The 26,974-nt window shown below is 59.4% G+C and carries 26 protein-coding genes and 2 pseudogenes; 15 read left to right on the forward strand and 13 right to left on the reverse strand.

Annotation, left to right across the window (positions count from 1 at the left end; genetic code table 11):
• The first annotated feature begins 66 nt into the window (after positions 1-66).
• Positions 67-1,155 (forward strand): ABC transporter ATP-binding protein, encoded by a 1,089-nt coding sequence (locus BTM36_RS01195; RefSeq protein WP_006461242.1) that lies wholly within the window; start codon positions 67-69, stop codon positions 1,153-1,155.
• Positions 1,156-1,352: 197 nt separating this feature from the next.
• Positions 1,353-2,432: a porin gene (locus BTM36_RS01200; protein ID WP_077234910.1), complete on the forward strand. Its 1,080-nt coding sequence runs from the start codon at positions 1,353-1,355 to the stop codon at positions 2,430-2,432.
• Positions 2,433-2,536: 104 nt separating this feature from the next.
• Here the strand turns inward: BTM36_RS01200 and BTM36_RS01205 are convergent, their stop codons facing one another.
• Entirely contained in the window at positions 2,537-3,166 is a 630-nt protein-coding gene (locus BTM36_RS01205; RefSeq protein WP_077234911.1) for a disulfide bond formation protein B, read from the reverse strand.
• Between the two features lie 350 nt (positions 3,167-3,516).
• Between BTM36_RS01205 and BTM36_RS01210 the strand changes: the two genes are divergently transcribed.
• The 4 genes from BTM36_RS01210 to BTM36_RS01225 all read left to right on the forward strand — a co-directional run bounded on the left by BTM36_RS01210 (position 3,517) and on the right by BTM36_RS01225 (position 8,091).
• On the forward strand, positions 3,517-4,497 hold the full coding sequence (locus tag BTM36_RS01210) for a 3-hydroxyacyl-CoA dehydrogenase NAD-binding domain-containing protein (protein WP_077234912.1): 981 nt from the start codon (positions 3,517-3,519) through the stop codon (positions 4,495-4,497).
• Positions 4,498-4,562: 65 nt separating this feature from the next.
• On the forward strand, positions 4,563-5,492 hold the full coding sequence (locus BTM36_RS01215; RefSeq protein WP_077234913.1) for a LysR family transcriptional regulator: 930 nt from the start codon (positions 4,563-4,565) through the stop codon (positions 5,490-5,492).
• A 245-nt stretch (positions 5,493-5,737) separates the two neighbouring features.
• The gene (locus BTM36_RS01220; RefSeq protein WP_077234914.1) at positions 5,738-7,087 is read left to right on the forward strand and encodes an MFS transporter; all 1,350 of its coding nucleotides are present in this window, start codon (positions 5,738-5,740) and stop codon (positions 7,085-7,087) included.
• 20 nt (positions 7,088-7,107) lie between these two features.
• Positions 7,108-8,091 carry a M14 family metallopeptidase gene (locus BTM36_RS01225; protein WP_077234915.1) on the forward strand — a complete coding sequence of 328 codons (984 nt, stop codon included), beginning with the start codon at positions 7,108-7,110 and terminating at the stop codon, positions 8,089-8,091.
• A gap of 264 nt (positions 8,092-8,355) precedes the next feature.
• Here BTM36_RS01225 and BTM36_RS01230 read toward each other — a convergent pair whose 3' ends face one another.
• The 3 genes from BTM36_RS01230 to BTM36_RS01240 all read right to left on the reverse strand — a co-directional run bounded on the left by BTM36_RS01230 (position 8,356) and on the right by BTM36_RS01240 (position 10,561).
• Positions 8,356-8,835, reverse strand: coding sequence for a nuclear transport factor 2 family protein (locus BTM36_RS01230; RefSeq protein ID WP_006461249.1), 480 nt, complete (start codon positions 8,833-8,835; stop codon positions 8,356-8,358).
• Between the two features lie 9 nt (positions 8,836-8,844).
• Entirely contained in the window at positions 8,845-9,456 is a 612-nt protein-coding gene (locus BTM36_RS01235) for a TetR/AcrR family transcriptional regulator (protein WP_006461250.1), read from the reverse strand.
• Positions 9,457-9,667: 211 nt separating this feature from the next.
• Positions 9,668-10,561, reverse strand: a complete 894-nt coding sequence (locus BTM36_RS01240) for a LysR family transcriptional regulator (protein ID WP_077234940.1) — start codon at positions 10,559-10,561, stop codon at positions 9,668-9,670.
• 107 nt (positions 10,562-10,668) lie between these two features.
• On the opposite strand from BTM36_RS01240, the gene BTM36_RS01245 reads away from it, so the two are divergent.
• Positions 10,669-11,601 carry an NAD-dependent epimerase/dehydratase family protein gene (locus BTM36_RS01245; protein ID WP_077234916.1) on the forward strand — a complete coding sequence of 311 codons (933 nt, stop codon included), beginning with the start codon at positions 10,669-10,671 and terminating at the stop codon, positions 11,599-11,601.
• Between the two features lie 81 nt (positions 11,602-11,682).
• A pseudogene (locus BTM36_RS01250) lies at positions 11,683-12,102 on the forward strand (DinB family protein); the annotation flags it as partial.
• A gap of 125 nt (positions 12,103-12,227) precedes the next feature.
• Here the strand turns inward: BTM36_RS01250 and BTM36_RS01255 are convergent.
• The 3 genes from BTM36_RS01255 to BTM36_RS01265 all read right to left on the reverse strand — a co-directional run bounded on the left by BTM36_RS01255 (position 12,228) and on the right by BTM36_RS01265 (position 15,635).
• Entirely contained in the window at positions 12,228-13,199 is a 972-nt protein-coding gene (locus BTM36_RS01255) for a PDR/VanB family oxidoreductase (protein WP_077234917.1), read from the reverse strand.
• A 26-nt stretch (positions 13,200-13,225) separates the two neighbouring features.
• On the reverse strand, positions 13,226-14,380 hold the full coding sequence (locus BTM36_RS01260) for an aromatic ring-hydroxylating dioxygenase subunit alpha (protein WP_077234918.1): 1,155 nt from the start codon (positions 14,378-14,380) through the stop codon (positions 13,226-13,228).
• A 133-nt stretch (positions 14,381-14,513) separates the two neighbouring features.
• Positions 14,514-15,635, reverse strand: a complete 1,122-nt coding sequence (locus BTM36_RS01265; RefSeq protein ID WP_077234919.1) for an FAD-dependent monooxygenase — start codon at positions 15,633-15,635, stop codon at positions 14,514-14,516.
• Between the two features lie 272 nt (positions 15,636-15,907).
• Between BTM36_RS01265 and BTM36_RS01270 the strand changes: the two genes are divergently transcribed.
• The 4 genes from BTM36_RS01270 to BTM36_RS01285 are packed head-to-tail and all read left to right on the forward strand — an operon-like array spanning position 15,908 to position 18,971.
• The gene (locus BTM36_RS01270) at positions 15,908-17,071 is read left to right on the forward strand and encodes a S9 family peptidase (protein ID WP_077234920.1); all 1,164 of its coding nucleotides are present in this window, start codon (positions 15,908-15,910) and stop codon (positions 17,069-17,071) included.
• Positions 17,068-17,373 carry a subunit of meta cleavage enzyme gene (locus tag BTM36_RS01275; RefSeq protein ID WP_077234921.1) on the forward strand — a complete coding sequence of 102 codons (306 nt, stop codon included), beginning with the start codon at positions 17,068-17,070 and terminating at the stop codon, positions 17,371-17,373. Before BTM36_RS01270 ends, BTM36_RS01275 begins: the two co-directional genes overlap by 4 nt.
• On the forward strand, positions 17,366-18,193 hold the full coding sequence (locus tag BTM36_RS01280) for a 2,3-dihydroxyphenylpropionate 1,2-dioxygenase (protein WP_077234922.1): 828 nt from the start codon (positions 17,366-17,368) through the stop codon (positions 18,191-18,193). Before BTM36_RS01275 ends, BTM36_RS01280 begins: the two co-directional genes overlap by 8 nt.
• A 1-nt stretch (position 18,194) precedes the next feature.
• Positions 18,195-18,971 (forward strand): alpha/beta fold hydrolase, encoded by a 777-nt coding sequence (locus BTM36_RS01285; protein WP_077234923.1) that lies wholly within the window; start codon positions 18,195-18,197, stop codon positions 18,969-18,971.
• Between the two features lie 61 nt (positions 18,972-19,032).
• On the opposite strand, the gene BTM36_RS01290 is transcribed toward BTM36_RS01285, so the two are convergent.
• Positions 19,033-20,043, reverse strand: coding sequence for a helix-turn-helix domain-containing protein (locus BTM36_RS01290; protein WP_006461267.1), 1,011 nt, complete (start codon positions 20,041-20,043; stop codon positions 19,033-19,035).
• 323 nt (positions 20,044-20,366) lie between these two features.
• Here BTM36_RS01290 and BTM36_RS01295 point away from each other — a divergent pair, with 323 nt between their 5' ends.
• The 3 genes from BTM36_RS01295 to BTM36_RS01305 are packed head-to-tail and all read left to right on the forward strand — an operon-like array spanning position 20,367 to position 23,370.
• Positions 20,367-21,479: a porin gene (locus BTM36_RS01295; protein WP_006461268.1), complete on the forward strand. Its 1,113-nt coding sequence runs from the start codon at positions 20,367-20,369 to the stop codon at positions 21,477-21,479.
• 41 nt (positions 21,480-21,520) lie between these two features.
• The gene (locus BTM36_RS01300) at positions 21,521-22,792 is read left to right on the forward strand and encodes an MFS transporter (RefSeq protein WP_077234924.1); all 1,272 of its coding nucleotides are present in this window, start codon (positions 21,521-21,523) and stop codon (positions 22,790-22,792) included.
• An 11-nt stretch (positions 22,793-22,803) separates the two neighbouring features.
• A complete protein-coding gene (locus BTM36_RS01305) occupies positions 22,804-23,370 on the forward strand; it encodes a carboxymuconolactone decarboxylase family protein (RefSeq protein ID WP_077234925.1) in 567 nt (188 codons plus the stop codon).
• Positions 23,371-23,570: 200 nt separating this feature from the next.
• Here the strand turns inward: BTM36_RS01305 and BTM36_RS01310 are convergent, their stop codons facing one another.
• The 5 genes and pseudogenes from BTM36_RS01310 to BTM36_RS27540 form a co-directional block, all read right to left on the reverse strand.
• Positions 23,571-24,917 (reverse strand): type II toxin-antitoxin system HipA family toxin, encoded by a 1,347-nt coding sequence (locus BTM36_RS01310; protein WP_077234926.1) that lies wholly within the window; start codon positions 24,915-24,917, stop codon positions 23,571-23,573.
• A gap of 2 nt (positions 24,918-24,919) precedes the next feature.
• A complete protein-coding gene (locus BTM36_RS01315; protein ID WP_006461272.1) occupies positions 24,920-25,180 on the reverse strand; it encodes a helix-turn-helix domain-containing protein in 261 nt (86 codons plus the stop codon).
• Between the two features lie 254 nt (positions 25,181-25,434).
• A pseudogene (locus BTM36_RS01320) lies at positions 25,435-25,758 on the reverse strand (helix-turn-helix domain-containing protein); the annotation flags it as partial.
• Positions 25,759-26,141: 383 nt separating this feature from the next.
• Positions 26,142-26,579, reverse strand: a complete 438-nt coding sequence (locus BTM36_RS01325) for a hypothetical protein (RefSeq protein ID WP_077234928.1) — start codon at positions 26,577-26,579, stop codon at positions 26,142-26,144.
• Between the two features lies 1 nt (position 26,580).
• A complete protein-coding gene (locus tag BTM36_RS27540) occupies positions 26,581-26,874 on the reverse strand; it encodes a hypothetical protein (RefSeq protein ID WP_139347014.1) in 294 nt (97 codons plus the stop codon).
• Positions 26,875-26,974 lie beyond the last annotated feature (100 nt).

Raw genomic sequence — 26,974 nt, forward strand, 5'->3', positions numbered from 1 at the left:
CCATTGCATGCGTCGGGCGCCCGGCTGCCCGACGCCCCTTAAGCAAGCGTCTCCAAAGGAATCATCATGAGCGAACTTTCCGTCAACGAGCTGCACCTGGACTACGGTAGCGGCGCCCACGCCAACCCCATTCTCAAGGGCGTCTCCATGGAACTGCAGCGCGGTGAAGTGGTGGCCCTGCTGGGCCCCTCCGGCAGCGGCAAGACCACCCTGCTGCGCGCAGTGGCCGGGCTGGAATCGCCCAAGGCCGGCAGCATCGACATCGGCACCCGCCGCGTCTTCGATGGCAGCCGCAACTTCGAGATGCCGGCCGAAGAGCGCAACCTGGGGCTGGTGTTCCAGTCCTATGCGCTGTGGCCGCACAAGACCGTGGCCGACAACGTGGCCTATGGCCTGAAGCTGCGCAAGACACCCTCGTCCGAGATCGCCACCCGCGTCAAGGCAGTGCTCTCGCAACTGGGCCTGGGCCATCTGGGCGAGCGCTATCCGCACCAGCTCTCCGGCGGCCAGCAGCAGCGCGTGGCCATTGCCCGTGCCCTGGTCTACAACCCGCAGGTGATCCTGCTGGACGAGCCGCTCTCCAACCTCGACGCCAAGCTGCGCGAGGAAGCCCGCGCCTTCCTGCGCGAACTGATCGTGCGCCTGGGCCTGTCGGCCCTGATGGTGACCCACGACCAGGGTGAGGCCATGGCGATCTCCGACCGCATCCTGCTGCTCAACAATGGCCGCATCGAACAGCAGGGTACGCCGCAGAGCATGTACCAGACCCCCGATACCCTGTTCACCGCCGAGTTCATGGGCAGCAACAACAAGCTGGCCGCCGAGGTAGTCAGCCGGGATGGCGAGCGTGTGACCCTCAAGCTCGATGGCGGCACCGCTGTTGCCACCCTGCGCGGCCGCAACGATGCCCAGCCGGGCCAGCAGCTGACCGGCATCATCCGCGTCGAACAGGTGCGCGTCTCCGGCGAGCAGACCGGCAATGCCATCCGCCTGCCGCTGTCAACCTGCATGTACCTGGGCGACCGCTGGGAATGCCTGTTCAAGGTCGAGGGCGGCCCGGCCGGCGCGGTCGGCCTGCGTGCCTACGCGCCGCAGCGTCTGGAGCAGGGCGAGTACTGGCTGTCGCTGCCGGAACAGGCGCTGTGGGCGTTCTGACGCGCTGACGTTGCTGCAGCTCGCCCAGGCTATCAACGGTTCATCCCATCGATGAAGCAAGGGAGCGGACGGATACCCGCCGTTCTTCCCGCTCGTCCGGCCGGCTCGTCGGCGTGGCCGGGCGCAATACCAGAAGACGTCGCACGGCGCGTCCGTGCCGACGCAAACCATCCAAGCTTTCAACCAAGGAGACCTCAGTGCAAAGGAATCACCTCGCCGCCAGCATGCTGGCAGCATTCGCCACCCTCGCCACCATGGCCACGACCGGCGCCCAGGCGCAGTCGTCGGTCACCGTCTACGGCCTGATCGATTCGGGCGTGGAATTCGTCAACCACGCCAACGCGGCCGGCAACAACGTCGTGCGCCTGAGCTCGGGCATGATGAACACCTCCCGCATCGGCTTCCGTGGCACGGAAGACCTGGGCGGTGGCCTCAAGGCCGTGTTCCAGCTGGAAAACGGCTTCAAGCTCGACACCGGCAGCTTCGACGGCGACACCAACCAGCTCTTCAACCGCCAGTCCACCGTGGGCCTGGAAGGCGGCTTCGGTCGCGTGGTCATGGGTCGTTCCTTCTCGACCACCTATGACTTCATCCTGCCCTTCGATCCCATGGGCTATTCGGCCAACTATTCGTGGGTGACCTCGGCCGGCGCCACCGGTAGCCGCAAGGATGGCATGCCGACCGGCGTGTCCAACCTGGTCAAGTACCAGGGTGAGTTCTCCGGCGTGAAGGTCGGTGCCATGTATGGCTTCGGCGAAGTGGCCGGCGACACCAGCAACGGCGCCAAGTATGGCGTCGGCCTGGGCTGGGGCTCGGGTCCGTTCAGCGTGGCCGCGACCTACGACCGCGTCAACAGCACCACCGCCACCAGCGCCGCCTACGACCGCGCGACCAGCGCCCACCTGGCCGCCGGTTACCAGCTGTCGGATGCGTGGAAGTTCAACCTGGGCTACCGCTACTACAAGAAGAGCCTGGCCACCGGCGCCACCGACCTGCGCAGCGATTTCTTCTGGGGTGGCGTGACCTACAAGTTCACTCCGGCCATGAGCGTGATCGGTGCCATCTACTACCAGAACATCAAGAACGTAGCCAACGATGCCGATCCGATCATGTACTCGTTGCGTCTGAAGTATGCGATGTCCAAGCGCACCGACCTGTACCTGAGCACGGCCTATGCCAAGGCCAAGAACAACCAGCTGGTCGGCCTCTCGCGTGACGAGGCTGGCTTCGCCAACAGCCAGTTCGGCATGGCGCTGGGCATGCAGCACCGCTTCTGATGTATTGAAGCAAGGTCCGGGTGGCAAGGCACCCGGACTGGATAGTCTTGAGTCGTTCATTGCACGGCGCATCCCGTCTTCTGCGGGGTGCGCCGTTTTTTTTATTACGGGATAGGGGTATTGCCGGCCTGGAGCTGCAGGCGGCCGAACAGATTTTCATCGCAGATACCGGGGTCGCAAGCGGTCATCGTGGCGGCCAGATGCGCGCCCACCAGGAGGGCGAAGGTCGCGCACGTCGTGATCCTGGCCCAGGGAGTACGGGGCTGTATATCGGGTTTCTCTGCCATCTGCATGAGCACCAGTGTGGCCGGATATTCCGCGCTCTTGACGCCCAGCAGGCCGGCGATGGTGGCCAGTGCAACCAGCGAAAACAGCGCCGAGAGCGTGTAGAAATGCATTCCCAGCAGCACTGCACCCGGTGCATCCTGACCTGGCAGACCTTCCAGCGTCAGTTGGCGCAGCGCGCTCACGCCGGTCAGCAGGGCGCCGATCACCGCCATGCCGTAGTGCGCGCTCTTCACGCCAAAGCGCAGGTTGCGCATGAACCCGATGCCGGTCAGGATGATGCCCGTACGCTGCAGGAGACAGAGCGGGCAGAGCGGCTCCTGCAAGGCCCACTGGAAGTAGAGCAGCAGGCCCAGACAGCCGCTGACGACCAGCAGGCAGACGCAGTTGAGGAAGATCCCGCCCGGCAGGATAGGGTCACGCGGAGTAAAGACGATGGAACGGTCCATGATCGCTATCCATCTCTAAAGTACGAAGCCCGGGTTACCTTGTATGTGCTGGCTGAACCACCACAAGCTCACCCCGACGCTTGCCAACCATAGCTTATTGCTTAATGACCTCCACCCCAGTGCGATCACCACGACGGTCAGAAATGCCAGCAGGAAGGGGATGTACAAGAACATGAAAGCGCCTGGAGTTGGTTCGGACTCGTGTCCGATTTATTGTTTTGTATGGTTTGTACGGCATCGTAGCTGAAGGCCCGTAGGAATCTCGCTAAAATTCCTCGAATAAAATCGAGAAATCATTACTTTATTTGAGTTCATTTCACTTCCCATCAGGGCAAGAAGAGGAGATACAGATGCAAGAATCAACATCCGGCGCCGTCCGCGGCAAGCAGGGCAAGCAGGGCGTGCAGCGTGTTGCCGTGGTGGGTACCGGGGTCATCGGCGCCAGCTGGGTGGCCTATTTCCTGGCACAAGGACTGGACGTCTCGGCGACCGACCCCATGCCTGGTGCCGAAGAGAAGTTGCGCCAGGCCGTTGCGCGCCATTGGCCCAGCCTGGAAGTGCTGGGGCTGGCGCCGGGCGCGTCGCTGGATCGGCTGCGCTTTTCGGCGCAGCTGGAAGAGGCGCTGGCCGATGCCGATTTCGTCCAGGAAAATGGCCCCGAGCGTGAAGACCTCAAGATCGACCTGTTCCGGCGCATGGATGCCGTGCTGCCGGCTGACGTGGTGCTGGCCTCCAGTTCATCGGGCCTGTTGATGAGCAAGGTGCAGGCCGCCTGCCGCCATCCCGGCCGAGTGGTGCTGGGCCATCCCTTCAACCCGCCCCATCTGATCCCGCTGGTGGAAGTGATCGGCGGTGAACAGAGTTCGCCCGAGGCGGTGCAGGCCGCGCTGGACTTCTACACCGCCATCGGCAAGAAGGCCATCCACGTCCGCAAGGAGGTCAAGGGACATATCGCCAACCGGCTCCAGGCCGCCTTGTGGCGCGAGGCTTTCCATCTGGTCGAGCAGGGCGTGGCCAGTACCGAGGACATCGACACCGCCATCGCCTACGGCCCCGGCTTGCGCTGGGCCCTGATGGGCCCCTATCTGAACCTGCACATGTCGGGCGGCGAGGGCGGCATCCAGCACATGCTGGACCACCTGGGCCCCCCCATCGAGAGCTGGTGGGCCGACCTCGGCACGCCTGCCATCACCGACGCACTCAAGGCCCGGATCCGTGCCGGCGTGGAAGAACAGATGGCCGGCAAGACCTCTGCTGCGATCGCCGCCGAGCGCGATCAGTTGCTGGTGCAGCTGCTGGCGGCGAAGGGGCGGGCCAAGGTCATTCCCTGAGAGCCAAGGGCCGCGGAAAGCAGCATGGACGAGTATCGCCAACACCAAACTCCAGAGGTGGCATTGTGCATTTGATATGGCTGGAAGACTTCATCGAGCTGGCACGCACGCGCAGTTTTTCGCGGGCCGCCGAGAATCGCTTCGTTACCCATCCGGCCTTCGGTCGGCGCATCAAGGCGCTGGAGCAGTGGGTCGGCGCGGAGCTGGTGGTGCGCGCGCATCCGGTGTCACTGACCGCCGCGGGCAGGCTGTTCCTGGATGCGGCCACGCATTCGACCGACGTGCTCTACGCTGCCCGGGCCCAGTTGCAGGATGCCTCCAGCCCGGTGGAAAAAACCTTGCGCGTGGCCACCGGGCGCACCCTGGCGCGGACCTTTTTCCCGGACTGGTACGAGAGCATCAATCAGCGCTTCGGGCCGTTTCCGGTGTCGCTCAGTACCGGTGGTGCGCAGGAGGTGATCCTGCGACTGGGCACAGGGGATGCCGATCTGCTGGTGATCTATTCCAGTCCCACCACGCGCCTGCTGATCGACCCGATGCGCTACGAGTCCCTGACGCTGGCGCGTGAGATCCTGCTGCCGGTGGCCGCTGTCGATGCCAAGGGACGGGCGCGCTTCAAGCTGCCGGCAGCCGGTACGGGCGGTGCCGCCGCGCTGGCGCCGATTCCATGGCTGGGCTTCTCGCAGTCGCTGACCTTGCGCGGGGTGCTGGCCAAGCATCTGGCGGGCCTGTCGAGAAAGATTGCCTTGCGCATGGTGTATGAAGCCGACTCCTACGAATCCATCCACGAGATGGCCCGCCGCGGTGCAGGCGTGGCCTGGCTGCCCCAGCGGCTGGTACAGGAAGACCTCAGCGAGCGCCGCCTGAAGATCATCGGCGAACCCGAGATGCGCGTGAACTTCGACATTTCGCTCTATCGCATGCGGGGCAACGACAATGCGCTGGTCAATGCCATCTGGGAGGGCGTCTCCGCGGACGCCATCGAGCAGGCCTGATAGGCGCCGGCCCGTCCCAGACCCTTCCTGCCGCAAAAAGCACAGGCTTGTGCCGACACGGCAATCGCCAGAAAAAGCGGCTCCCTATACTCCCTCGACGTTCTCGGCATGCCTTCCGATGCGTCTGGAAAGTGCGCGCACTTTTCCGGACAGATCAAGCGTGCGAGCCAAATAGAACAGGCGGCGCAGCCAGGATTGCCAACGCAGCAGCGATGCGCCGCCCACAGAGAAGAGGGAGCCATCGCATGTCAGCCGAACTAGAGTCATCCGCCGCAAGTGTCGCCAACGCCAGCAGCGCCACCAGCGCCTCCGCCCATCACGCAGCCCGCCGCAAGAACCCCTGGAAGGAGATCTGTGCCGCCAGTATCGGTAACGCCCTGGAATTCTACGATCTGCTGATCTACGGCTACTTTGCCGTGGTGATCGGCAAGCTGTTCTTCCCGGCGCAGGACGATACGACCTCCTTGCTTCTCAGTGTGGGTACCTTCGGGATTTCCTTCGTCATCCGTCCGCTCGGTGCCATCGTGCTGGGTTCCTACGCCGACCGTGCCGGTCGCAAGGCCTCACTCACGGCATCGATCCTGATCATGATGGTCGGCACGGCGATGATCGCCTTCGCGCCGACCTATGCACAGATCGGCATCGCTTCTCCGTTGATCATCATCGTGGCGCGCCTGCTGCAGGGTTTCTCCACCGGCGGTGAATTCGGTGCGGCGACGGCCTTCATGGTCGAGCATGCCGACGCCAAGCGACGCGGCTTCTTCGCCAGCTGGCAGTTGTCTACGCAAGGCCTGGCCACGGTACTGGCCGCCGGCGTCAGCGCGCTGCTCAGCTATCTGCTCACCGAAACGCAACTCAATGAATGGGGCTGGCGCGTCGCCTTCTGCTTCGGTCTGCTGGTGGGTCCGGTGGGCCTCTATATCCGCAGCCAGATCGATGAAACACCGGAATTCAAGAAGGTCGCGGCAGCAGCGACCCAATCCGAAAAATCACCGCTGGTACTGGTGCTGGTACGTGATCGCGCCAAGCTGCTGCTGGCCATTGGCGTGGTCGCCGGTGCCACTGCGTTCAACTACGTGCACAAGCTCTACATGCCGACCTATGCATTGAAGCAGCTGCACATTCCTGCAACCTCCTCCTTCATCGGTGCCCTCATCACCGGACTGGTACTGATGCTGACGGCACCCGTGTTCGGCACCCTGTCGGACCGCTATGGGCGCTTTCGCGTACTGACCATCGCCATGGCGGCGATCGGGCTGAGTTCCTATCCCCTGTTCATGTTGCTCAACACCTGGCCGACCATTTCCACCCTGATTGCGGTACAGGGCATCGTCGGCGTGTTGATCGCGGCCTGCCTGGGTCCGATCCCGGCCCTGCTGTCGGATATCTTCCCGACCCAGACCCGTGGCACGGGTCTTGCGTTGAGCTACAACTTTTCCGTGACCCTGTTCGGCGGCTTCTCCCCGCTCATCGTGACCTGGATGATCGCGGCCAGCGCCAACAACATGGCACCGAGCTTCTACGTCATGGCCACTGCACTGATCAGCCTGACGGCCGTCATCGTGCTCGGCCGCCGAACGGGACGCGCCCGATAAATCAAGCTGGAGCCTGTTGAATGAAAACCCTGGAACAAGTACGCGCCGCACTGAAGCAATATCCCGTCGAAGTGGCCTTTCCCGACATCGCCAAGTGGCAGCACGGCAACACCGGTGTCGACTTCGTGCACAGCATCGACAGCGGCGTCGCCGGCCCGCACGTGATGATCCTGGCGCTGATGCATGGCAACGAGGTCAGCGGTGCGATCACCGTCGACCGCTTGTTGCAAGCCGGCCTGAAGCCGGTAAAGGGACGTATCACATTGGGCTTTGCCAACGTCGATGCCTATCGCCGTTTCGACGCCCGCGACCCGGATGCGACGCGCTATGTGGATGAAGACATGAACCGGGTCTGGTCGCCAGCGCGCCTCGATGGCGCCGACGACAGCATGGAGCTGCGTCGTGCACGCCAGCTGCGGCCCGTCATCGACACGGTCGACTACATGCTCGACCTGCATTCCATGCATGAAGAGGCGGTACCGCTGATTGTGAGTGGTCCCCTGGACAAGGGCATCCGCTTCGCCGCGGAGGTCGGAGCGCCGGAACATGTGATCGTCGACGTCGGGCACCCGAATGGTGTGCGCATGCGCGACTACGGCGGCTTCGGCGATCCTGCCAGCGCGAAGAATGCGCTGCTCATCGAGACCGGCCAGCACTTCTCCGCGCGCAGCCGGGATGTCGCGATGGACTCGGCCTGCCGATTCCTGATCGCGACCGGCGTGATGGAGGGGGCCGCTCTGATGGCCTTCATGTCAGCCGGCGAAACCGTAGCGCAGAGCGTCATCAAGGTGACCGAGCCGGTGGTGGCCAGGTCCTACGACCTGGAATTCGCCGAAGACTATCGCGGCATGGAGATCATCCCCCAGGCCGGCACCGTCATTGCCCGCGAAGGTGAGCGGGAATTCGTCACGCCCTATGACAACTGCGTCATCGTCATGCCGTCCCTGCGCCAGCTCGGACCCGGGGTCACCGTGGCGCGGCTGGGACAGGTGGTCACGAGTTGACCGACATCCCACTTTGCTTACGATTTGACAATTGCCATTCGATCTTCTTCTCGAACAAGACTGCTCTCGTCCGCTGACCAGTCCTATCGACCCAAGGTACTGAGACCCGAGGTCAGGCGCCAGGCACCGGGCTGATGTTCCTCTCAGGTCTGCTGCTCATCGCATTCCTGATGACCGTCTTCATCCGCATCAAGGAAAACAGAGGTGTCGTCGCGCCGGACTTGCGTACGGCCGGGCCGAAGTAGGCGCGACGGCGAGACCAGCTCAGAGTCCCAGTTCGGACAGGCCGGGGTGATCGTCCGGGCGACGTCCGAGCGGCCAACGGAACAGCCTTTCGCTTTCAGTGATGGGGCGGTCGTTGATGCAGGCGTAACGGTTCTGCATCAGCCCGTCTTCGTTGAATTCCCAGTTCTCGTTGCCGTAGGAGCGGAACCAGTTGCCGGAATCGTCGCGCCATTCATAGGCATAGCGCACGCCGATGCGGTTTCCGTTGAATGCCCACAGTTCCTTGATCAGGCGATATTCCAACTCTTTGGCCCACTTGCGCTCGAGGAAGGCACGTGCTTCGTCCCGGCCGTTGGCGAACTCGGCACGATTGCGCCAGCGCGTATCCAGGCTGTAGGCAAGAGAGACTTTTGCTGCATCGCGGGTGTTCCACCCATCTTCGGCCAGGCGCACCTTCTGGATGGCGGACTCGTGGGTGAACGGCGGAAGGGGCGGACGAACTTCAGTATTGGATGACATGATATGACCTCAATGGTGACGTGAATGTTTAGGTGAAACGGACCCCGCCTGCTGCTGCAGAGTTGATAAAAGCAGAGCGGCCGCTCTACCAGCGCTATCGGCGGCACCTGTATCGCCAGTGACCATGGCCACTGCAGTTGCGCCGTCGATAAGAATCAGAAAATAGTTCGCGATTTCGTCCGGATTGCTCAAGCCTGACGCATTGGTCAGCTCACGCAGATAGGAGAGCAAGCGTTGCTTGTGCAGCGCCGCTACCGCGCCAATCTCGGGATTGACCCCTCCAAGTTCACCGGCGGCATTGATAAATGCGCAGCCGTGGAAATCCTCGGTTTCAAACCATTGGCGCAGCGCAGGAAAGATCGCCGCAAGTCGCTCAAGCGGAGCACTGGTTTGCGAAGTCGCATCGATAAACCACGCCATCCACCGCTGGTCTCTCGCCAGCAGCGCGGCCGCGACCAAGGCTTCCTTGTTTGAGTAGAGCTGGTAGATACTGCGCCGCGCTACACCGGACGCCTTCACGATGGCATCCATCCCGGTGGCGTGAATGCCCCCTGAATAGATGAGTTTCTCGGTCGCGGCCAGCAGCCGGGCGGTGAGAGGGGAGTCGTCAGTAGTATCCATGTGAACCAGATGAGAATGATCGTTCTATGTATAGTAGAACGATCATTCTCAGTGGTCAACAACTTTCGTTGCGATGGGGAGAAAGAAGCAACGGGCGTTGTGGTTGTTGATCAATTGCGAATGCGCAATGGATCGCTGTCTGGGCAGAGGGGATGAATACCCGGCGCCCGAGAAAAACCGGCATAAGCTGCCTGAACGCCCGACGCGGAGGTCAATTACGTATATAGGCGCCCAGACCCTTTACCAGGGCGGCAAATGTCACAGCGCAGCGCGGACTTGCTCGCAGGTCCTCATGCATGGCGACCCATGTTTCCATCTTGAGCGAGAATTGCCTGGGCAGCAGACGCACCAGTGCGTCGTCCCTCGCCGCCAATGCCACCTGGCAGATGCCGATGCCGAAGCCCGCGCGGATGGCGGCCAGTTGTGCGAGGTCGCTATCGGTGCGGAACGCCAGGATGGCACGCGAAAGCCAGGGGAGCTCTTTCAATACCTTGCGCACATAGGCGCTTTCCTGGTCGAAGCCGATGAGCGCATGATCGGCCAGCGCTTCCAGCGAGCGCGGTGTACCGTGGGCCGCGAGATAGCGCTGGTGGGCATGTAGCCCCAATTCGATGCTGCCCAGCCGCCTGGCGATCAGCGCATCCTGCGACGGCTTGAACATGCGCACGGCGATATCGGCCTCTCGGTTCAGCAGGTCATCGGGCTTGTTCGACATGACCAGTTCGACGCGCAACTCCGGATGCTGACGTCTGAGTTCGGTCAGGATGGGCGGCAGCACTTCCACGCTAATGACTTCGCTGGCGGTCAGCCTGACGGTTCCGCGCACTTCCTTGCCCTGGCTGCTGGCGACCCGGCGCAATGCAGCGGAGGTGGCGGCAATCCCGGCTGCATAGGGTTTCAGTTCCAGTGCTGCGTCAGTGGGCGAAAAGCCGTCGAAGGAGCGAACGAAGAGTTTCAATCCCAGCGTCGATTCCAGCTGGTCGATATGGCGGCCCACGGTCGGCTGCGTCAGGCCCATCTCGCGTCCGGCCGCTGACAGCGAGCCCGTCTCCAAGACTTTGAGGAAGGTTCGGTACCACTCCCAATTCGGTTCGATGTCGGCCATGGTATTCATTTATGTATAGATGCTAGGATAATTTATGCAATTTTCATTGATGCGTCAATTTTGCATACTGGAGCTTCTTCCATCACACGCTACCCAAGGAGAAGTCCATGTCCAAGATTGCCTTGTTCGGTGCTGCCGGCGCCATTGGTCGCAGCATCGCGTCCACCATCAGCGCCCAAGGCCAGCAATACCGCGTTGTCGGCCGTAGCGAAGCGAGCTTGCGCAAGACCTTCGGATCAGATCCGCTCGCCGAGATCGTCACCTGGAACCCCGATTCACCGGCGTCGGTGGAATCGGCCGCGCATGGCGTCGATACACTCATCTACCTGGTGGGCGTCAACTACACGCAGTTCGAGCTGCATCCAGAACTGATGCGCAAGACCCTGGCCGGCGCCATCCGCGCCGGGGTCAAGCGCATTCTCCTGATCGGCACGGTGTACCCGTATGGTGTTCCGCAGACCACACCGGTGCGTGAAGACCACCCGCGCCAGCCGCATACCTTCAAGGGCCGCATGCGCAAGGCGCAGGAAGATCTGCTGATGCAGGCGCACACCGAAGGGCGCATCCAGGCCGCGGTACTGCGCCTGCCGGACTTCTACGGCCCCGGCGTCGAAGCCAGCCTGTTGCATGGTGCGATCAAGGCAGCGGCGCAAGGGGGCAGGGCGGACATGATCGGCCCGCTGGATCGGCCGCACGAGTTTGTGTTCGCGCCGGACGTCGGTCCGGTTGTGGCCAGGTTGGTCAACACGCCTGCGGCCTTCGGCAAGATCTGGCACCTGGCGGGTGCGGGCGTGACGACGCAAAAAGCGCTGGTGGCGGAAATGGAGCGCCAGACCGGGCGTAAATTGAAGATCCGGGTGGCGGGCAAGACCCTGCTGCGGTTCATCGGAATGTTCAATCCCTTGATGCGCGAACTGGTGGAGATGCATTATCTGCAGACGCAGCCGGTGATCATGGACGATTCGGCGCTGCAGCAGTTGATCGGGCCGATAGAAAAGACTTCCTATGCGGAGGGTATCCGGCTGGCGCTGAGGGGATAGATTTCTCCCTTTCTAAATGGTTGGCCCCACCCTGGCACCCTCGAACTAAGGTATCGTGCAGCGCTGAGGAGGAGCTGGAAAATGGACTTGATTAAAATCGTGGAATACAAGAGTTGGTCGGACCGACGCATTCTTGACGCGGTAGCGCAACTCACCCAAGCGGAACAGAAAAGCGCCCTGGATTTCGCACGGCAACAGCTGAACCACATGGTTCGCGTCGAGGAGTTGTTTCAAGCCAGATTGCGCGGAGTTGAAGACCCCCATGACTCCACCAATACCGAGCATCTGCCGGAATTGGCCGAGCTGGATTCCAGGCTGACGGCGGCAAACCAATGGTCGTTGGCCTATGCCAGGAGCCTGACGTCCAGTAGTTCGAAGGAGAGCATTTCTTTCACGTTTGTCGATGGAAAGCGGGGAAGACTCAGCCGCGAAGAAGCCCTGTTCCACCTCATCAATCATGGAACCTACCATCGAGGGGCGATTGGTCACGCTCTTGATCTGGCCGGTGGTCATCGTCCGGCCGATACCTACAACGCATTCATTCATGCTGCCGAGCCGGAGAGAAGGGGCTGGTCCCATGCCCCCCATCAGCAGCCCTGGCAGGCCACGGCGCCCATGACGGATAACTACAAATCCAGTTCAATCATCTGGCAAGCCGCTCTGGAACAGCATGGCGTGAATTGGTCATTGCGGCGCTTCTCTTCATCGCTGAGAATGAAATCGCGGTGGTCGATGCTGCCGCTCAGGACGCGGGTGATGCATGTCCCGCATATCCCTTGCTCGCAGGAAGTAGGAATTTCGATGCCATTTTCTGCCAATACCTGAACGACAGACTTATCTTCAGGGATGTGGAAGACATCGCCGGTGCTTGCAATCCTGACGTCAAAGCTAGCGCCGCTCTTTTCCTCGACCGACGGTGGGGAAAAATACTCCTTGTGGAGCTGTTCTTTTTTCCAGCCCAGCCGTTCCGATTCGCCCAGGACGAAGTCCATGAAGCCGGTCGGCCCGCACACGTAGAGGTGGTCATCGGGTTGACGAGACCTGGCGAGGTCAGCCAGGTCGAGCTTCTGGCCTTCGTTATCGAAGTAGAACCGCACGTCCTTGGCAAAGGAGCGTTCGGCAAGACGCTGGCGAAACGCTGCGCGAGCGGGTGACCGGGCGCTGAAATGAAGTTCGAATGCCTTGGATTGAGCGTGCAACTCCTCTGCCATGGACAAAATGGGTGTGATGCCCACGCCACCGGCCACCAAAATCGACCGACCGGTGGTTGGCACCAGGTTGAAGTTGTTTCGGGGCGCACTGATACGGATCGATTGGCCGACTCCAATCGCATGCATGCCCCTGGAGCCGCCACGGGACGGCTCTGTCAGAAGCACGGCAATTTCGTATTCGCTCTCTTGTCCCGCTACGTTACACAGCGAATATTGGCGGACCAGGTTGGGAGCGACTTCGACATCTATGTGCGCACCGGCAGTGAAACGGGGCAAGGCCTCACCACCGGCCGCTCTGAACCTGAAAGAATAGATTCCATCCGCTTCCAGGACCTTGGCCGATACGGTCATGGTCATCCACAAGTTACTGCCTGCATCGAGCTTCATATTCTCATTCCTGCTGACTTCCGGATTCAGGACTGCTGCATCATCACCACCTGGGGGAAGCCGGCACCGGTCGATGGCGGAGCGTTTTCCTTATCCTTGGCTTCCTGGTCGGCCCGTCCTTTGAGATAACGCCGCATGGCCACGCCGAGCGCATCGCTGGCGATGGAAATCTCGTAGAGGTCGTCCCCCTGTTCTGCGATCACTTCTTCGAGCAAGCTCAGGCCGACCACGTCTTCATCGAATGCCTTGAAGAAATTCGTGGCCATGAATTGCGTCGCTGCCTCGTCGGTCTGGGCAAAGTCACGGCCCAGATAGATGAAGTAGTGGGTGGTGTTGTGCGTGGCAGGTGTGGCCATGTGAGCGACCTTGATGAGGAATTCTGGACGTTCTCCTTCAGCAAGTGCCGAATCGTACAAGCGTGTGGTTACCTCGTAGAGCGCAGGCGTCAGGAATTCATTGCGAACGATGCGCGATGCGGTTGGCACGCCGTCCAGGCCAGTCGGCTTTCCCCAGACCGGTGGCAGTTTGGTCGGCGACACCGTGCGTACCAGGGCAAACCTGCCTTCACCCATTTCGGATTTGGTGGGCGCTTTCACATAGTCGGGTGAGCCGATGGTGTTCGCATGCATGTAGCTCAGGTGCGAGGTGTCCAGCAGATTCTCGTGCAAGTAGACGTAACTGGACTTGAGGTCGTAGCAGCCCTTGGCGCCTGCCCATTCACTATCCATCATCCAGGGCAGCGCCGGAACCTTGGACTCATCAGCCAGGGCGGGGTCACCCATCCAGATCCAGATGACCGGGCCACGCTCCGCTAGCGGATAGGTACGTACGCCGATGTTCTTCGGGCATTTTGCAACTGCGGGGGCCTCGATGCAGTCACCGGATGCGTCATAGCGCAGGCCATGGTAGCCGCAGACGACCGTGTCACCGTCCAGCTGACCCGCCGACAGAGGATAGGAACGGTGCACGCACCGGTCGTCCATGACGACCGGATTGCCAGCTTCGGTGCGGTACAGGATCACGCGTTTGCCGAGCAGGGTGCGTTTGAGCAGAAAACGACCTACTTCATCGCTGAAGGCTGCGACATACCATTCGTTGAAGATAAACGGCGTATTGCGGTCGGCGAGGCGGCTCATGGCGACTTGTGCGCCGCGGATGATGTCGTGAGATGGCTGTGTCATGCTGGTCTCCACTTTGTTCTAGGTACAAATTCCGATATTAGTCTTCTCGCCTGCAAGATTTTGTCTCTATGCAAAGCAGGACTTGCCCGATTTTGCCGTGCTCAGAAACGCCATGCTGCTCCAAGAGCCGGCGTCAGATCGGCTCTGCCAGGACCTTCAGAGATTGTTCGACGAGCACGGTTTGCTCCGCGATCGGCCGACCGGCCTGTTCGCGCCGCCCAATCTCCAGTGAGTTCTGGACCACCAGCAGGCAGCGCTCATAGCGCCGGGACATGTAGCGCATCAACGCACGGTCGATATCCTGGCCGTCACCGAATTCTTCCGCCAATACCAGGGCATCTTCCGCCGCCAGACCCGCACCGGACGCCAATTGAGGCGTCGTCGGATGGGCGGCATCGCCGATGAGCAGGACTCGGCCCTTGAACCACGGACCCGGCAGTAGAAAGGCTTCCAACGGTCGATGGACGATGGTGTTCTCCGCGCTCAGAGATTTGCCGATTTCACGGATGATGCCGCCATAGGAGCGAGTCAGACGTTCCAGTTCTTCAGGAAGGGACTCTTCCGGGAGCCGACGCTTTTCCTTGGCGTTTTCCAGGAGAAACATGTACATCCGCTCCTTGGATACGGGTGTCAAACCGACCTTATACGGGCCGCCCAGGAAGAAATGGCGCCGGTCGATTTCAGGAGGGCGGGGCAGTTGGGCGCGCCAGGCGCTCTGACCGGTGTACTCGGGAGTGGGGGCGTCCGGGAAGAGCAGGCTCCGGATACGCGAGAACAGTCCATCCGCGCCGATCACCAGGTCATAGCTGGACCGGGTGCCGTCGGTCAGTTCTACGTCGACCTGGTCATGGCCTTGGTTGAACTTCTCAACCGACAGGCCAAGACGCACATTCACGCCAGCCGCCAGGACTCTGGCCGACAGAATCTTGTGCAGTACCGGCCGCATGATGCCGCCGCAGCCGGGAATGCCATCCTCTGGTCGTACGGGGGTAGGCAATACTGCCAGACGCGCACCGTCGGTAGAGCACACCTGAATGCCGGCGCCGGTATAGGCCTGCGCTTCAATGTCCGGTAGCACGCCCAGCGCCTTGAACGCCCGCAGTGTAGGGCCGGTAATCGTGATGCCCGCGCCGTAGACACGCCATTCCGGGTCCAGGTCGATGAGCTCCACGTGGTGGCCGAACCTGGCCAGCGATATGGCGGCAGACATCCCGCCAACCCCACCGCCCACGATAAGAATCTTCTTCTGTTGCATCTACACAAGTCTCCAGTTACCGGACCCAGCACGACCGCAGTCGATACGAAAAGGCCAGGATGTTGTTCACACTGGCAGCGTAGCGGTATGCATGGATGAAATTTGCCTGAACTGGCCGTGCAATTTGTCTCGGAGCGAAGGAGGCAGACAGCGATGCTGCGCTGAGGGTCAAAAGGCGCAGCACAGGGGGCAAAGTAGCTGGCCTTCGCGCGCCTACGATATCAGTCCCGGGCCCACATCGATAAGGGCTTGCAACTGACAGAGGTGACGAATTGAGCGAGAACGTAGAGAATGCCGGCGCCGTGCAGGGCCGCCCCAAGACCCTGGCCGAAGCCAAGCAATGGATGCTGGGTAAGCTGGCCGCCAAGGTGCACCCGATGAATCTGGTGTCGAAGGAAGACGGTGAGCGTCTCATTGACTCCCTTCAGGGTCTGGATGGCGCATCGTGGGCGGCCGTCTGGGGCAAGGCCGGTGACGAAACACGCGCTCTGGCTGACCGCGCCCGTGACAGCGCCAACGACGCAGAAGCTGCCGCGCTCTACATGAAGGCAAGCGGCTTCTATTTCATGGGCCGATTCCCTTGCCCGAATCATCCTGACAAGGAGCGTTGTGCACGCGCAGAGCGCGAGACCTATGTCCTCGCAGGTTCGTATTGGGATAATCCGGTGCAGCGCGTCACCATTCCCTTCGAAGGCCGCAGCGGTGAAGGCAAGGAAATCGTGTTCCTGATCCGTCGTCCCCAAGGTGTGGAGCGCCCGCCTGTCGTTGTCATGTGGGGCGGGGTGGATGCATGGAAAGAACAGATGACCGCCGCATGCAATGCCTTCCTGGCGGCCGGCGTGGCGACCATCGCCATGGACAATGCAGGCACCGGCGAGTCACCGGTGAAGGGCGTTCAGGATGCAGAGCGCCAGTTCCTGCCCGTATTCGAGTGGGCCAGTCGTCAGAGTGACCTGGACGGCGCAAAGGTCGGCATCCTGGGGCGCTCGTTCGGCGGCTACTGGGCGACCAAACTGGCGCACTTGCAGCCGGAACGCATTGCGGCCGCTGTGAACTGGGGCGGTGGCGCCCACTATATGTTCCAGCCTGAGTGGGTCGAATCCTCCCGCTACCCCGACAGCTACCTGATGGAGCTTGTCGAAACGCGTCAGCGCATGCTGGGCGTGACCACCGACCAGGAATACATTGACGGCTTCAAGCGCCTTTCTCTGGTGGACCAGGGGTTGCTCGACCAACCCAGCGCGCCGATGCTGCTGGTGAACGGCAAAGAAGACAAGCAGTGTCCCATCGCTGACCTGCATCTCCTGATCGAACGTGGCACTCCCAAGGCCGTTCGCCTGTTCCCGGGCGGACACATGGGAAATACGCCGCAGACGCTGCCAACGATCGTCCAGTGGCTGTCCACCCACGTCAAAAACCAGGTGGGGGCCGCATGAGTGGAAACTGGGTCCAGCAGATTCCATCGCAATCTGCCTACTGGTTGAACAAGGTGCTGTTCGAAGTCCATCACAACGATGGGCAGCTCAAGCGCTATCTGGCATCTCCGGGCGAGTATCTGTCGACCGTACCGATGCCGGAAAACCTCCGGGAAGCGGTTCGTACCAATGATATTGGCACCATGTATCTGGCGGGTGCCAATCCCTATCTGTTAAGGGCGCACTGCCTGGGATTGCGCATTTCAGAGCAGGAATTCCTTGCATCACTGAAGGCCGTCGCTGGAGGACAAAAGAATGGCTGAACTCGTAGGAATCTATGCGGCGAGCCACACGCCCGTCATGCTGAATTTTCCGGATGCCATCCCCGGTGAAGACCGGGACGCGATTTTCGCGGCGTTCAAGGAGATGGGGCGGCGCATCGCCGAGTCGCGGCCCGATACCGTCATCGTCATTTCCGATGACCATGTCCACAACTTCTTTTTCAACAATTTCCCTGCATTCTGCATCGGTGCCGCCGAGAGCTACCAGACGCCTGTGGAACACTGGCTGAAGGCTGAGAAGCAAGTCTTGCCGGGGAATGCGGCATTGGGGGCGCACCTCCTGGGTGAAGCGCTGCAGAACGGGTTTGACCCGTCCTTCTCGATCGAGCTGGTGCTTGACCACGGCTCGCTGACCCCGCTGTTGCTGGCCGGTCTGGTACCTCACGTACAAATCGTTCCGTTGCTGGTGAACTGTGTCCAGCCACCCTTGCCCACGATGCGCCGATGCGTCGACTGGGGCAAGTTCCTTCGCAAGGCGATCGCCAGCTTTGACGCCAGCAAGCGCATCGCGATTCTTGCCACCGGTGGCATCAGCCACGATATCGCCACGCCGCGAATGGGCATGGTCAACGAGGAATTTGACCGCCAGTTCCTGGCCAACCTGGGCAGCGGCCATACGGATACGATTGTTGAGCACGCGACAAGCCATGTCGCTGCTGCAGGAAATGGTGCGGAAGAAATCCGCAACTGGTTGATTGGCCATGGAGCGGCAGACGGTGCCCAGTTCGAGTCGCTCTACTACAAGGCAGTCTCCAAATGGTACACAGGGATTGGTCTGGCCCAGTGGAAAGTGAAAGGCTGAGATGAACGCTGAAATTGTTCCACTTGCAGCCGAGTCACTCGGCAAGGATGACAGTCACGCGGTCGTCTTGCTGCACCCCATTTGTGCGAATCGCGATATATGGCGCCTGCAACTGCCCGTCTGGTCAAAGTCGTTCCGGCTGGTTCTGGTTGACCTGCCTGGACACGGCTTCAGCAAGCCGCTCGGGGGGACGCCAACACTCACGGACTTCGCCCGGCAACTGGCCGTGACTCTGACGAGGGCGGGGGTTGACCAGGTATCACTGGTCGGCGTGTCGCTTGGCGCAATGCTTGCACAGGCTTTTGCACTGGAATTTCCGGAGCGAATCCGAAAGCTCGTCCTTGCCAACGCGGGAGCGGTCACTCCTGAACCCGTGGTGGCGCTCTGGAATGAGCGTCAGAGGAGTTACCGCGAGTTCGGCGCCGAGCAGCATGTACGTTCGACGATAGAACGCTGGTTCGATGATGACTATCGCGCCCGTGCGCCGCTGACCGTGAAATGGATTGAATCCCTTGTACGAGCTACGACCCAGGCGGGGTACTTTGAGGCAGTCGATGCCATCAAGGGAATGAACCACGTAGCGCGGCTGCAGGAGATATCAGCACCCACGCTGGTCGTCGCCGGTGAGAAGGATGCCGCCGTGAAGCCGGAGATTTGTGCAAAGGTCGCCGAGGCCATTACGGGCGCCAGATTTGTGGTGCTGCCGTCGGGTCATATCAGCAATGTTGAAGCCGCTGCCGAATTCACGGAAGTCGTCGGGCAATTCCTGCTGAGCTGAGTCAGGAATCAGGAGTCAGGCAGCTCCTGACGGCCGAGGCCCTGCCACATCCATGCAGGGCTTAGCCGTGCACCTTCCTGTACTCCCGAGGGGTCATGTCGAACTTCTCCTTGAAGGCACGACTGAAGTGGGCCACATCGCTGAAGCCCCATCCATAAGCCACCTCCCCGATGGGCCGGTTCGAGAGTTGACGCGACACCAGGTCTTCACGGCATCGCTCAAGACGCTCGGACCACACCCACTTCATCAGCGACGTCTGTTCCGCGGTAAAGAGCTGATAGATGTGCCGCGTCGACAGGTTGACCGCCTGCGAAATCATCTCCGCATCCAGCGACGAATCGTGCAGGTTGTCACGAACAAACGCACGGATGCGCTCAAGGTGAAAAACGTGCAGCTTGGAGGGCAGGGCCGTCATTTCCTTGTCGCAGAGGGACAGCGCAACCGCAAGCGTGTAGGGAAGGGCCTGCGCAATACGCGCGGCCGTATTTTCATCGAGATCCGATGCCATGCCGAACATCTCGTCATTCATTGCCCGGAAGATTGCCCCCGGCCCACCGGCCGTCTCGATTCGCCTGGCCGTGCGCAGATGCGCATCGGGAACCACCCTGCGCAACAGCTCCGAATCCACATAGGTCGAGTGCGTCACCATATGCCCGGTTTCGATGTGGAAGGGGGATGCCAGGTCGATAAGCACCATGTCTCCAGGTCGTACACGGGCGCTGCGCCCACCTTGGGAAACATGCGCCTCACCTTCCTTCTGGACAGTCACCAGCCACCGGCGGGTGTCTTTATGTGTCGCCGGTGCGGACGTCTCATGGGGAGAAAAGCGGATGGATGCAAACTGCAGGCTTCTGCCGCAATAGGCTTGCATCTGGGTGCTCAGGGGCTCGTCTTTTCCGGAGTCCAGTGACAGGCCGATCGAAAAAAGGCTGGCCATCTGCCTTTCGAACAATCGCGCGCCCTCACGGGACGGACTCTCGGCGGTAGAGAAGGTGCGGATAAAAATGGCTGTCTCCTTGGTCGTTGCGGCGCTCTTTTTGTTTTCATCTGGTGGGCGAAATGCGTTCGCCATTGATGTCGCCTTATTAGTCAAATTCTAGCGCGGACTGAAGCAAGATGGGGAATCGTAAAGGAATAGATTAACGCTACTCCCACCGGGAAATGGGAGACGGAAATAGTTTGCTCGCATCAACACAAAAAGCTGCTCATAAATGTGGCTCATTAATGCAGCTTCTAAACGCAGCTCATCGGAGACCTTTACCCACTTCATCACGCGGCGCTCAGCGCCAGATGCATCGTCGTCTTTGACGACGAGCTACAACCATAACAACGAAACCGAATGTCGCACTTGGCCGATAGGGCGTCGTGCGTCCTTCTGAAAGAGGAAAGAGAGACATGCAAAAAATCAAATGGAAATTCGGCGCAATTGCTGCCCTTGCTACGCTGCCCGTCGCCTCCTGGGCTCAAAGCAGCGTCACCATCTCGGGCATCATGGATGCCGGGGTTTCATACGTCAGCAATCAATCCGGGAAAAGCAATCTGCGAGCCGATAACGGCATCGGCGTCCCGAATATCCTGTTCATCAAGGGACAAGAAGATCTTGGTGGAGGCACTGCGGCCATCTTTCAGCTTGAGAGCCAGTTCAATCTCAGCACCGGTGCATCCTTGCCTGGAAACAATCTCATCTTCGGCCGTCAATCGCTGGTGGGTCTGAGGGATAACAAATGGGGCACACTCACTGCCGGTAACCAGTACGAATTCATGCACGACTCGCTGTTATTCGGCGGCTTTGATTCCGCGCTGACCTATGGCGGGTACTACACATTCCGCCAGGGACCGTTCAATGCCCTGGCGGTGCCGAACAACCCAACCGGCGCCTCGGACTTCGACCGCCTGGCCGGCCTGGCTCGCGTCGCCAATTCCGTCAAGTATCTGAGTCCGGATTTCAATGGCGTGACGTTCGGTGGGATGTACGGCCTCGGCGAGGTAGCGGGAGACACCTCGGCATCGCGCACCATCAGCCTCGGCACCAACTATGCCAGCGGTGCATTCGGCCTCGCAGCCGCATATACCGATGCGCGCTACTCCACCATGAGCAACGGTCACGACGGTATCCGCAACTGGGGTTTGGGCGCGCGATACCGGATCGGCGACTACAAGCTCAATCTGCTCTACACCAACACCCGCAATACCCTGACCAAGGGCGAGGTGAATGTCTATCAAGCCGGCGTCAACTGGCAGATGGATGTCGCCTGGAACCTGGGCGTCTCCTATGAGTACATGAAGGGGAACGCGCAATTGGCGCACAATTACGCCCATCAGGGAAATGCGACGCTGCAGTATTGGCTCTCGAAGCGAACCGATATCTACCTGCAGACCGTGTATCAGAAGGCAGGCGGCGACAACGCCACTACCCAGGCCTGGATCAACGGCCTGTACGGCCCGGGGTCTGCTTCCAGCACCGGTAGCCAAGCCATCTTCCGGATCGGCATGGCAACCCGCTTCTGAGCAGCCCAAGCCCTGAATCAAAAGAACAGAACGGAGATAGTATGAATATGTTGTCCAGTGGGACTGCCGCCGCTACGGTCGGAGAAGAGTCCTGGCGGTATCGCGGGTGGGTGGTGGTCCTTGCGTCGATGATTGCCTTGATGTTCGGTCCCAGTACCGTGGCGGTGCTCAGTCTGGGGCTTTTCATCAAGCCCCTGGAAGCCGATTTTGGCTGGAGTCGTACCCAGATCGCGCTCGCCAGCTCTATCGTGTCATATACGGTGATGTTCATTTCCCCGATTCAGGGCTACCTGACTGACCGCTTCGGCGCGCGGGCCATCATCATTCCATGCATCCCCTTGTTCTGCGTCGCCATAGGTCTGATGTACTTCATGCCGCCGGTGCCGTGGATCTACTACGCTGCGTGGGTTGCTCTGCCGGCTATCGGTATTGGTATCTTCCCACTCTCGTATCTGCGTGTCGTCAGTTCCTGGTTCGACAAGCGCCTGGGCCTGGCGATCGGCATCGCCAACGCGGGTATTGGCATCGGTGGTGCAGTGATTCCACTCGTGATCGGAACGGTGATTGTTCAGCAAGGCTGGCGTGCCGGATTCGTGGGCCTGGCCGTGCTGGTCGCACTGACGCTACCCATCGCGTTCTTCTTCATCCGGGAAAAACCTGGTACTGAGCCCAGAAAGGGGAAAGCGCAGAGCGTTCCCGGTGTTGATTTCAAGGAGGCCGCGCGCAGCAGGCAATTCAAACTGCTGGTCGGTATCTTCATGCTGCTGGGTATCATCAATACCGCATTGATTGTTCACCAGATCCCGATGTTGATTGATGCAGGCGTGACCCCACAGCGCGCTGCGATGGTACAGGCGACCTTCGGCATCTTCGTCATCGTGGGCCGCCTGCTCACCGGCCTGCTTATCGACTACATCTCTGCGGCTTTGGTCATGTGCGTCCTCGCATTGGGAGGCACGATTGCCTGTGTGCTCTACGCGTACGGCGTCAACGGCGACGTGGTGTTCCTGTGTGCCGCATTGCTGGGAATGGTGCTGGGGGCGGAGTTCGATGTGCTCAGCTACCTTTTGAAGCGCTATTTCGGTATGCGCTCATTCGGCAAGCTCTATGGCGTGATCTTTGCAGTATTCCAGTTCGGTGCTGGTGCCGGCGCCGCATTTCTTCCCATCATGCGCCAAGCCTCGGGAAGTTATCGCACCGGTCTGTTAAGCTTTTCAGCCGCCACCCTGGTTTGCGCATTGCTGCTCGTCATGCTCCACCTTTGCGGTCGTATCGGACAGCTTCAAGCGCATCCCCATCATTCGAGTATTTGACAAGGAAGTCTATGGAACAAAAAGCAGGCGAACCTCGGCTGCCAGCCGTCGACGTTGCAACAGCCTCGCCAGAACAGAAGCGCGTTCTGGATGACATCTTGAACGGGCCGCGCGGTAACCTGGCAGGTCCGTTCCTCTCGTGGATTCACAGCCCTGAGCTGGCACAGCATGCACAGAAGCTTGGCGCATTCTGCCGCTATCACACGAAGTTGTCGTTACGGCTCTCTGAGCTGGCGATCCTTTGTACGGCTTCGAAGTGGCGGGCCCAGGCAGAGTGGCAGATTCACTATCCTATTGGCATCGATGCCGGACTGGATGAACGGAATATCGAACTGGTGCGCCTGGGCAAGGAGCCGAAATTTGCGCTTCGTGAAGAACAGTTGATTTGGGAGCTGGTGGAGGAACTCTACGAAACGAAGCGAATTTCAGAGCTGCTCTACAAAGAGGCAGAGCAGTACTTTGGTGTCGAGGTATTGGTGAATCTTGTAGGGCTGCTGGGTTACTACGCGTTGGTTGCCATGACGCTGAATGTTTTCCAGGTGCGTCATGGAGATGGACAGCTTCCGTTTGAAGGGTAGTTGTCTCTGATACTGATTCTGGCTTGGCCATACGGGGGGGCAGGCAATGGTGGCGGTAGTCGCTAACTAAGAGGAATCGGACCCGCTGGACCAGAGGCCCCGTTATTCGGGGCTTCTGCTTTTGGTTATGCCACCACTACTTCAGGCAGAGAAGCTCAGTGCTTCTTACCTTTCTATTCGTAGGAAAGGTATGCCCTGATTCAGGTGGCCGGCATTGCTTCCAGAGCTTTCGCGGCGGCGAGAAGCCCTCCGAGAACCTTATCGGCGACCCTTTCAGAGAAGCCTTCAGGTAGGTCGTTGCGCACCTTTTCTACAATTGCTGGCGTGCGGGCGATGAAGTCGGTCAGCAGCGGCTCTGCATCCGCGCCGAAGCCGACGGCCTTGGCGGTGCTGTTAAAGTGTCGACGCAGGATAGTGTGCGCGAGATAGTGCTTATTGGCGCCTTGTAGGGCCATCGCCATCTTTAGCCTGCGCTCATCCCATTGGTTCGGACCTGGGCCGATGACGGGGTACGCGGACATCACGTCATAAATAGGGGTTAGCCTGAAGCGCCCGCCGCCAGGCAGTAGTTGGATACTGAAATTTTTCGCATGGCCATCTGGGGCACGTAGCATCCAGAAGAGGAGCTGTGAAGCCATAACGGTGCGCATATCCTCTACGGCCCGCTCTGATTGCTGCAACAGGGTGAACATCGCGTTCAAGCCAGGCCCGCCTTCATTCTCATATTTCCTGTGCGGAGAAGTGCCAGTAGCCTGGCAAAAGTCTTCCTGGACACGCCGGAACAGCCTCTTGCCGTCGCTTGATACTGCGCGGTCGAAACGCTCTACGACGAGCACTCTTTGTTTGCCGAACCTTGCAATTTCGGCGTTTGCCGTGTGGAGGCCGAATTCCTTGAAGAGGCGCAGGCATAGCCACTCGTTGTCGACCGACGTGGTGAAGTCCGCCTTTTTTCCACCCACCATCCCGATGGGGAGTTTGAATATGTGTGTTGTCGGCGTGGCTCCTCGCGGCTTCATCCATTTCCCGTCCCACCATAGGAAAGCGTCCTTCTCTTGCGCCCCGGCCAGAGAAATCCGGAAGTCATCGTCGGGGTCTTCTGGGCCGCCATGCCGGTCTATGTTGACCACTTCAAGCAGGTGGCGCTCAATGTCATCTTCGCTAACAGGTATCCCATCAACCTGCTCCAGCCCTTCTGGTTTGATACCCTCTGGAAGGAGCTGTAACGCACCGACGCAATCTCTGCCAATGGCCGACAGCAGGTCGAACGAATCAAGGGAGCCTGTTTTAAATCGCTCCGCAACACGCTTGCGGATGCTATCGCTATCGGGCAGCAACCCTTCGAAATAATTCGTGACATTGGGCCCCTTAATCGGCTCGTTATGCATATTGAACGGCAACGAGAGCGAAATTGGGCGTCCGGCCGCTGAGCTCTGCCAGTTGGCGTCATAAGCCAGTTCGGAGACCCCGTGACTGTTGAGCGTCCAGCGTCCAACATAGGCCCCATTGGCCCAGAGATGGAGTGTTTGGCTATGTGAGCGACGTCCCATAGTTACCACTCCAGGGTGGTGTTGAGCGGTGCCGGCGCTCTATCCCCAAGCCTCAGGTCCAGCTCAAGCGCTGCGCACCAAGTGAATAACTGCTTGGCACTGATTTCGTCTGGGTTGTGTTCCAGATGAGAGATACGATTTTGGCTCAGGCCGAGACGGGTCGCTACCTCCGCTTGCGTGAGCTTCTTCCTCTTGCGTGTCGACACGAGCAGTTGGCCGAGCTGGGATGTGGTGAGGAGGGGATGGGAGATATTGATAGCCATGGTAAGAATATCCGATATCGAGATAAATCTATTTTATCTGAATTACAGATAAAGTAAATATATCTGAATAGCAGATAATATTAAAATATCTGAATATCGGATATTTTTAAAGTGTCTGCATATCAGATAAAACGAATGCGGCCTAGCTAGGGGGTAGTAGAAGCGTCAATGAGTCGAGGATGTATTTGCGGCTCCGAAGGGGATTTGTCTGTTGATCTGCTCGCAGAATTGACCCTCTCCAGTTGACCCACTTTCCACTGCCTTCCAAAGGCGGCCACACGGTCGTACGATCCTTCATATCCCAGCTCTTTCAGCTCCAGGAACATCTGTTTCAGGGTTCTTCGTTGCTTGCGAAATTTGACGGATTCAGCACTCAGCCAAGCAGAGAGCCTGGGAGCGAACTCATCAAGAGAGCTAGGCGAATGCCTTGCTAGGTATGCTGGTTCGATCGCATCCGAACGGATATAACGGCGAACTGTATTGCGGGAGATGTCCAGTCGGCGCGCGATTTCCCGGATAGAGATATGGTCTCTGATGTACCAGCGCCGAATAATTCCAAGTAGGGCCACGTCTATCACTCCGTTCTCCTGCTCGCTGTCATGAGCAGGATTGTGGTCTAAACATGGGGCAACTTAGTATGTAAACTTCTGGGAAAAAGTGGGGGTGCGGATTTGGATGCAATTCAACACAACTGTAAGACCTAAATTCTTAGGTTATTTGATTTCCGTTTAATTCGCTCAAGTCCCACTGTTTTAGAGGGTAGGAGAACGGGTGGAGAAGAAGCAAGCGACAAAGACAATGCTGGGCATGCTCGCAATCGCCCGCTCTTGAAGGGCCTTTGCTGCTGACCCGCCGGCGGCTTTGACTCACCTACTTTTTCTTCAATTGGAAACAAGCCCGCGAAGCCGCCCGAGGGCGGCCTTTTTTTCGCCTCTCATGAACTGGAAGATTGACGCCGTCATTAAACAGGGAAATTGGGAATCTCTCTTTTTAGCCAGGCTTTCAATTTTTTCGTCCAGGTATCAATATCGGTGATGTCGCTTAGAATCTGCAATCCATCGAAATCTCGTGCGGCATCGCGGACATGTCCGTTGGTAATCAGCACCATTTCAAATCTTGACTGCGGATTGGCATTTCTGAGTGCATCGAAGCGTGCAAGTATGGTGAACGCGCGAGAGTCAGTTAGTGTTGGCGAGCTTGAATACTTGAACTCAAAAATGAAAATCCTTCCATCATCGTATGGAGGATTGGCTCGGAAAACATAGTCAAGCTCGTAGGTAGGAGAACTATCAGTTAGGAAGTTTACGTTGGCGAAGGTGCGAGCGTATTTTTCCAACACCAAGTTTGAAGCCTGAATGAGCTTTCGTTCGAAGTCGATGGGGCTGTGAAATTGAGACATATTAATCCTTCAGCTCCGGAACGGACCAAGAGAAATTCGGTAGAGTAAAGAAATGTTTGAAAGCAGCATGAGCCAAGGTAAATGACGCGATTATCCCCAGGCCCATTGCCCCGTTTTTATACATCTCATCCAGGTTGTTCCAATTCATGTTTTTGACGAACCAAGTTCCTCCTGAGAGCGCAAAAGCCGCTACTGCGGTTAATGTTTCTTTGCTTTTTAAGGTCGTCATAAATGACTGGCGCGGCGTAATTCGTACTCCGGTGTCGTAACTAACAATTAAGGCGTCACCCGTCACGTGCGGCTTGAATAGATACCAATTGACCTGCTCCCCAATTTAGTACGAGAACGACTTGGAGTCTGCGGTTAAAAAAGTCTCTGCAAACTGTTGCGGCGTC

Source organism: Herbaspirillum sp. VT-16-41, assembly GCF_001994935.1.
GTDB classification, from domain to species: Bacteria; Pseudomonadota; Gammaproteobacteria; order Burkholderiales; family Burkholderiaceae_D; genus Herbaspirillum; species Herbaspirillum frisingense.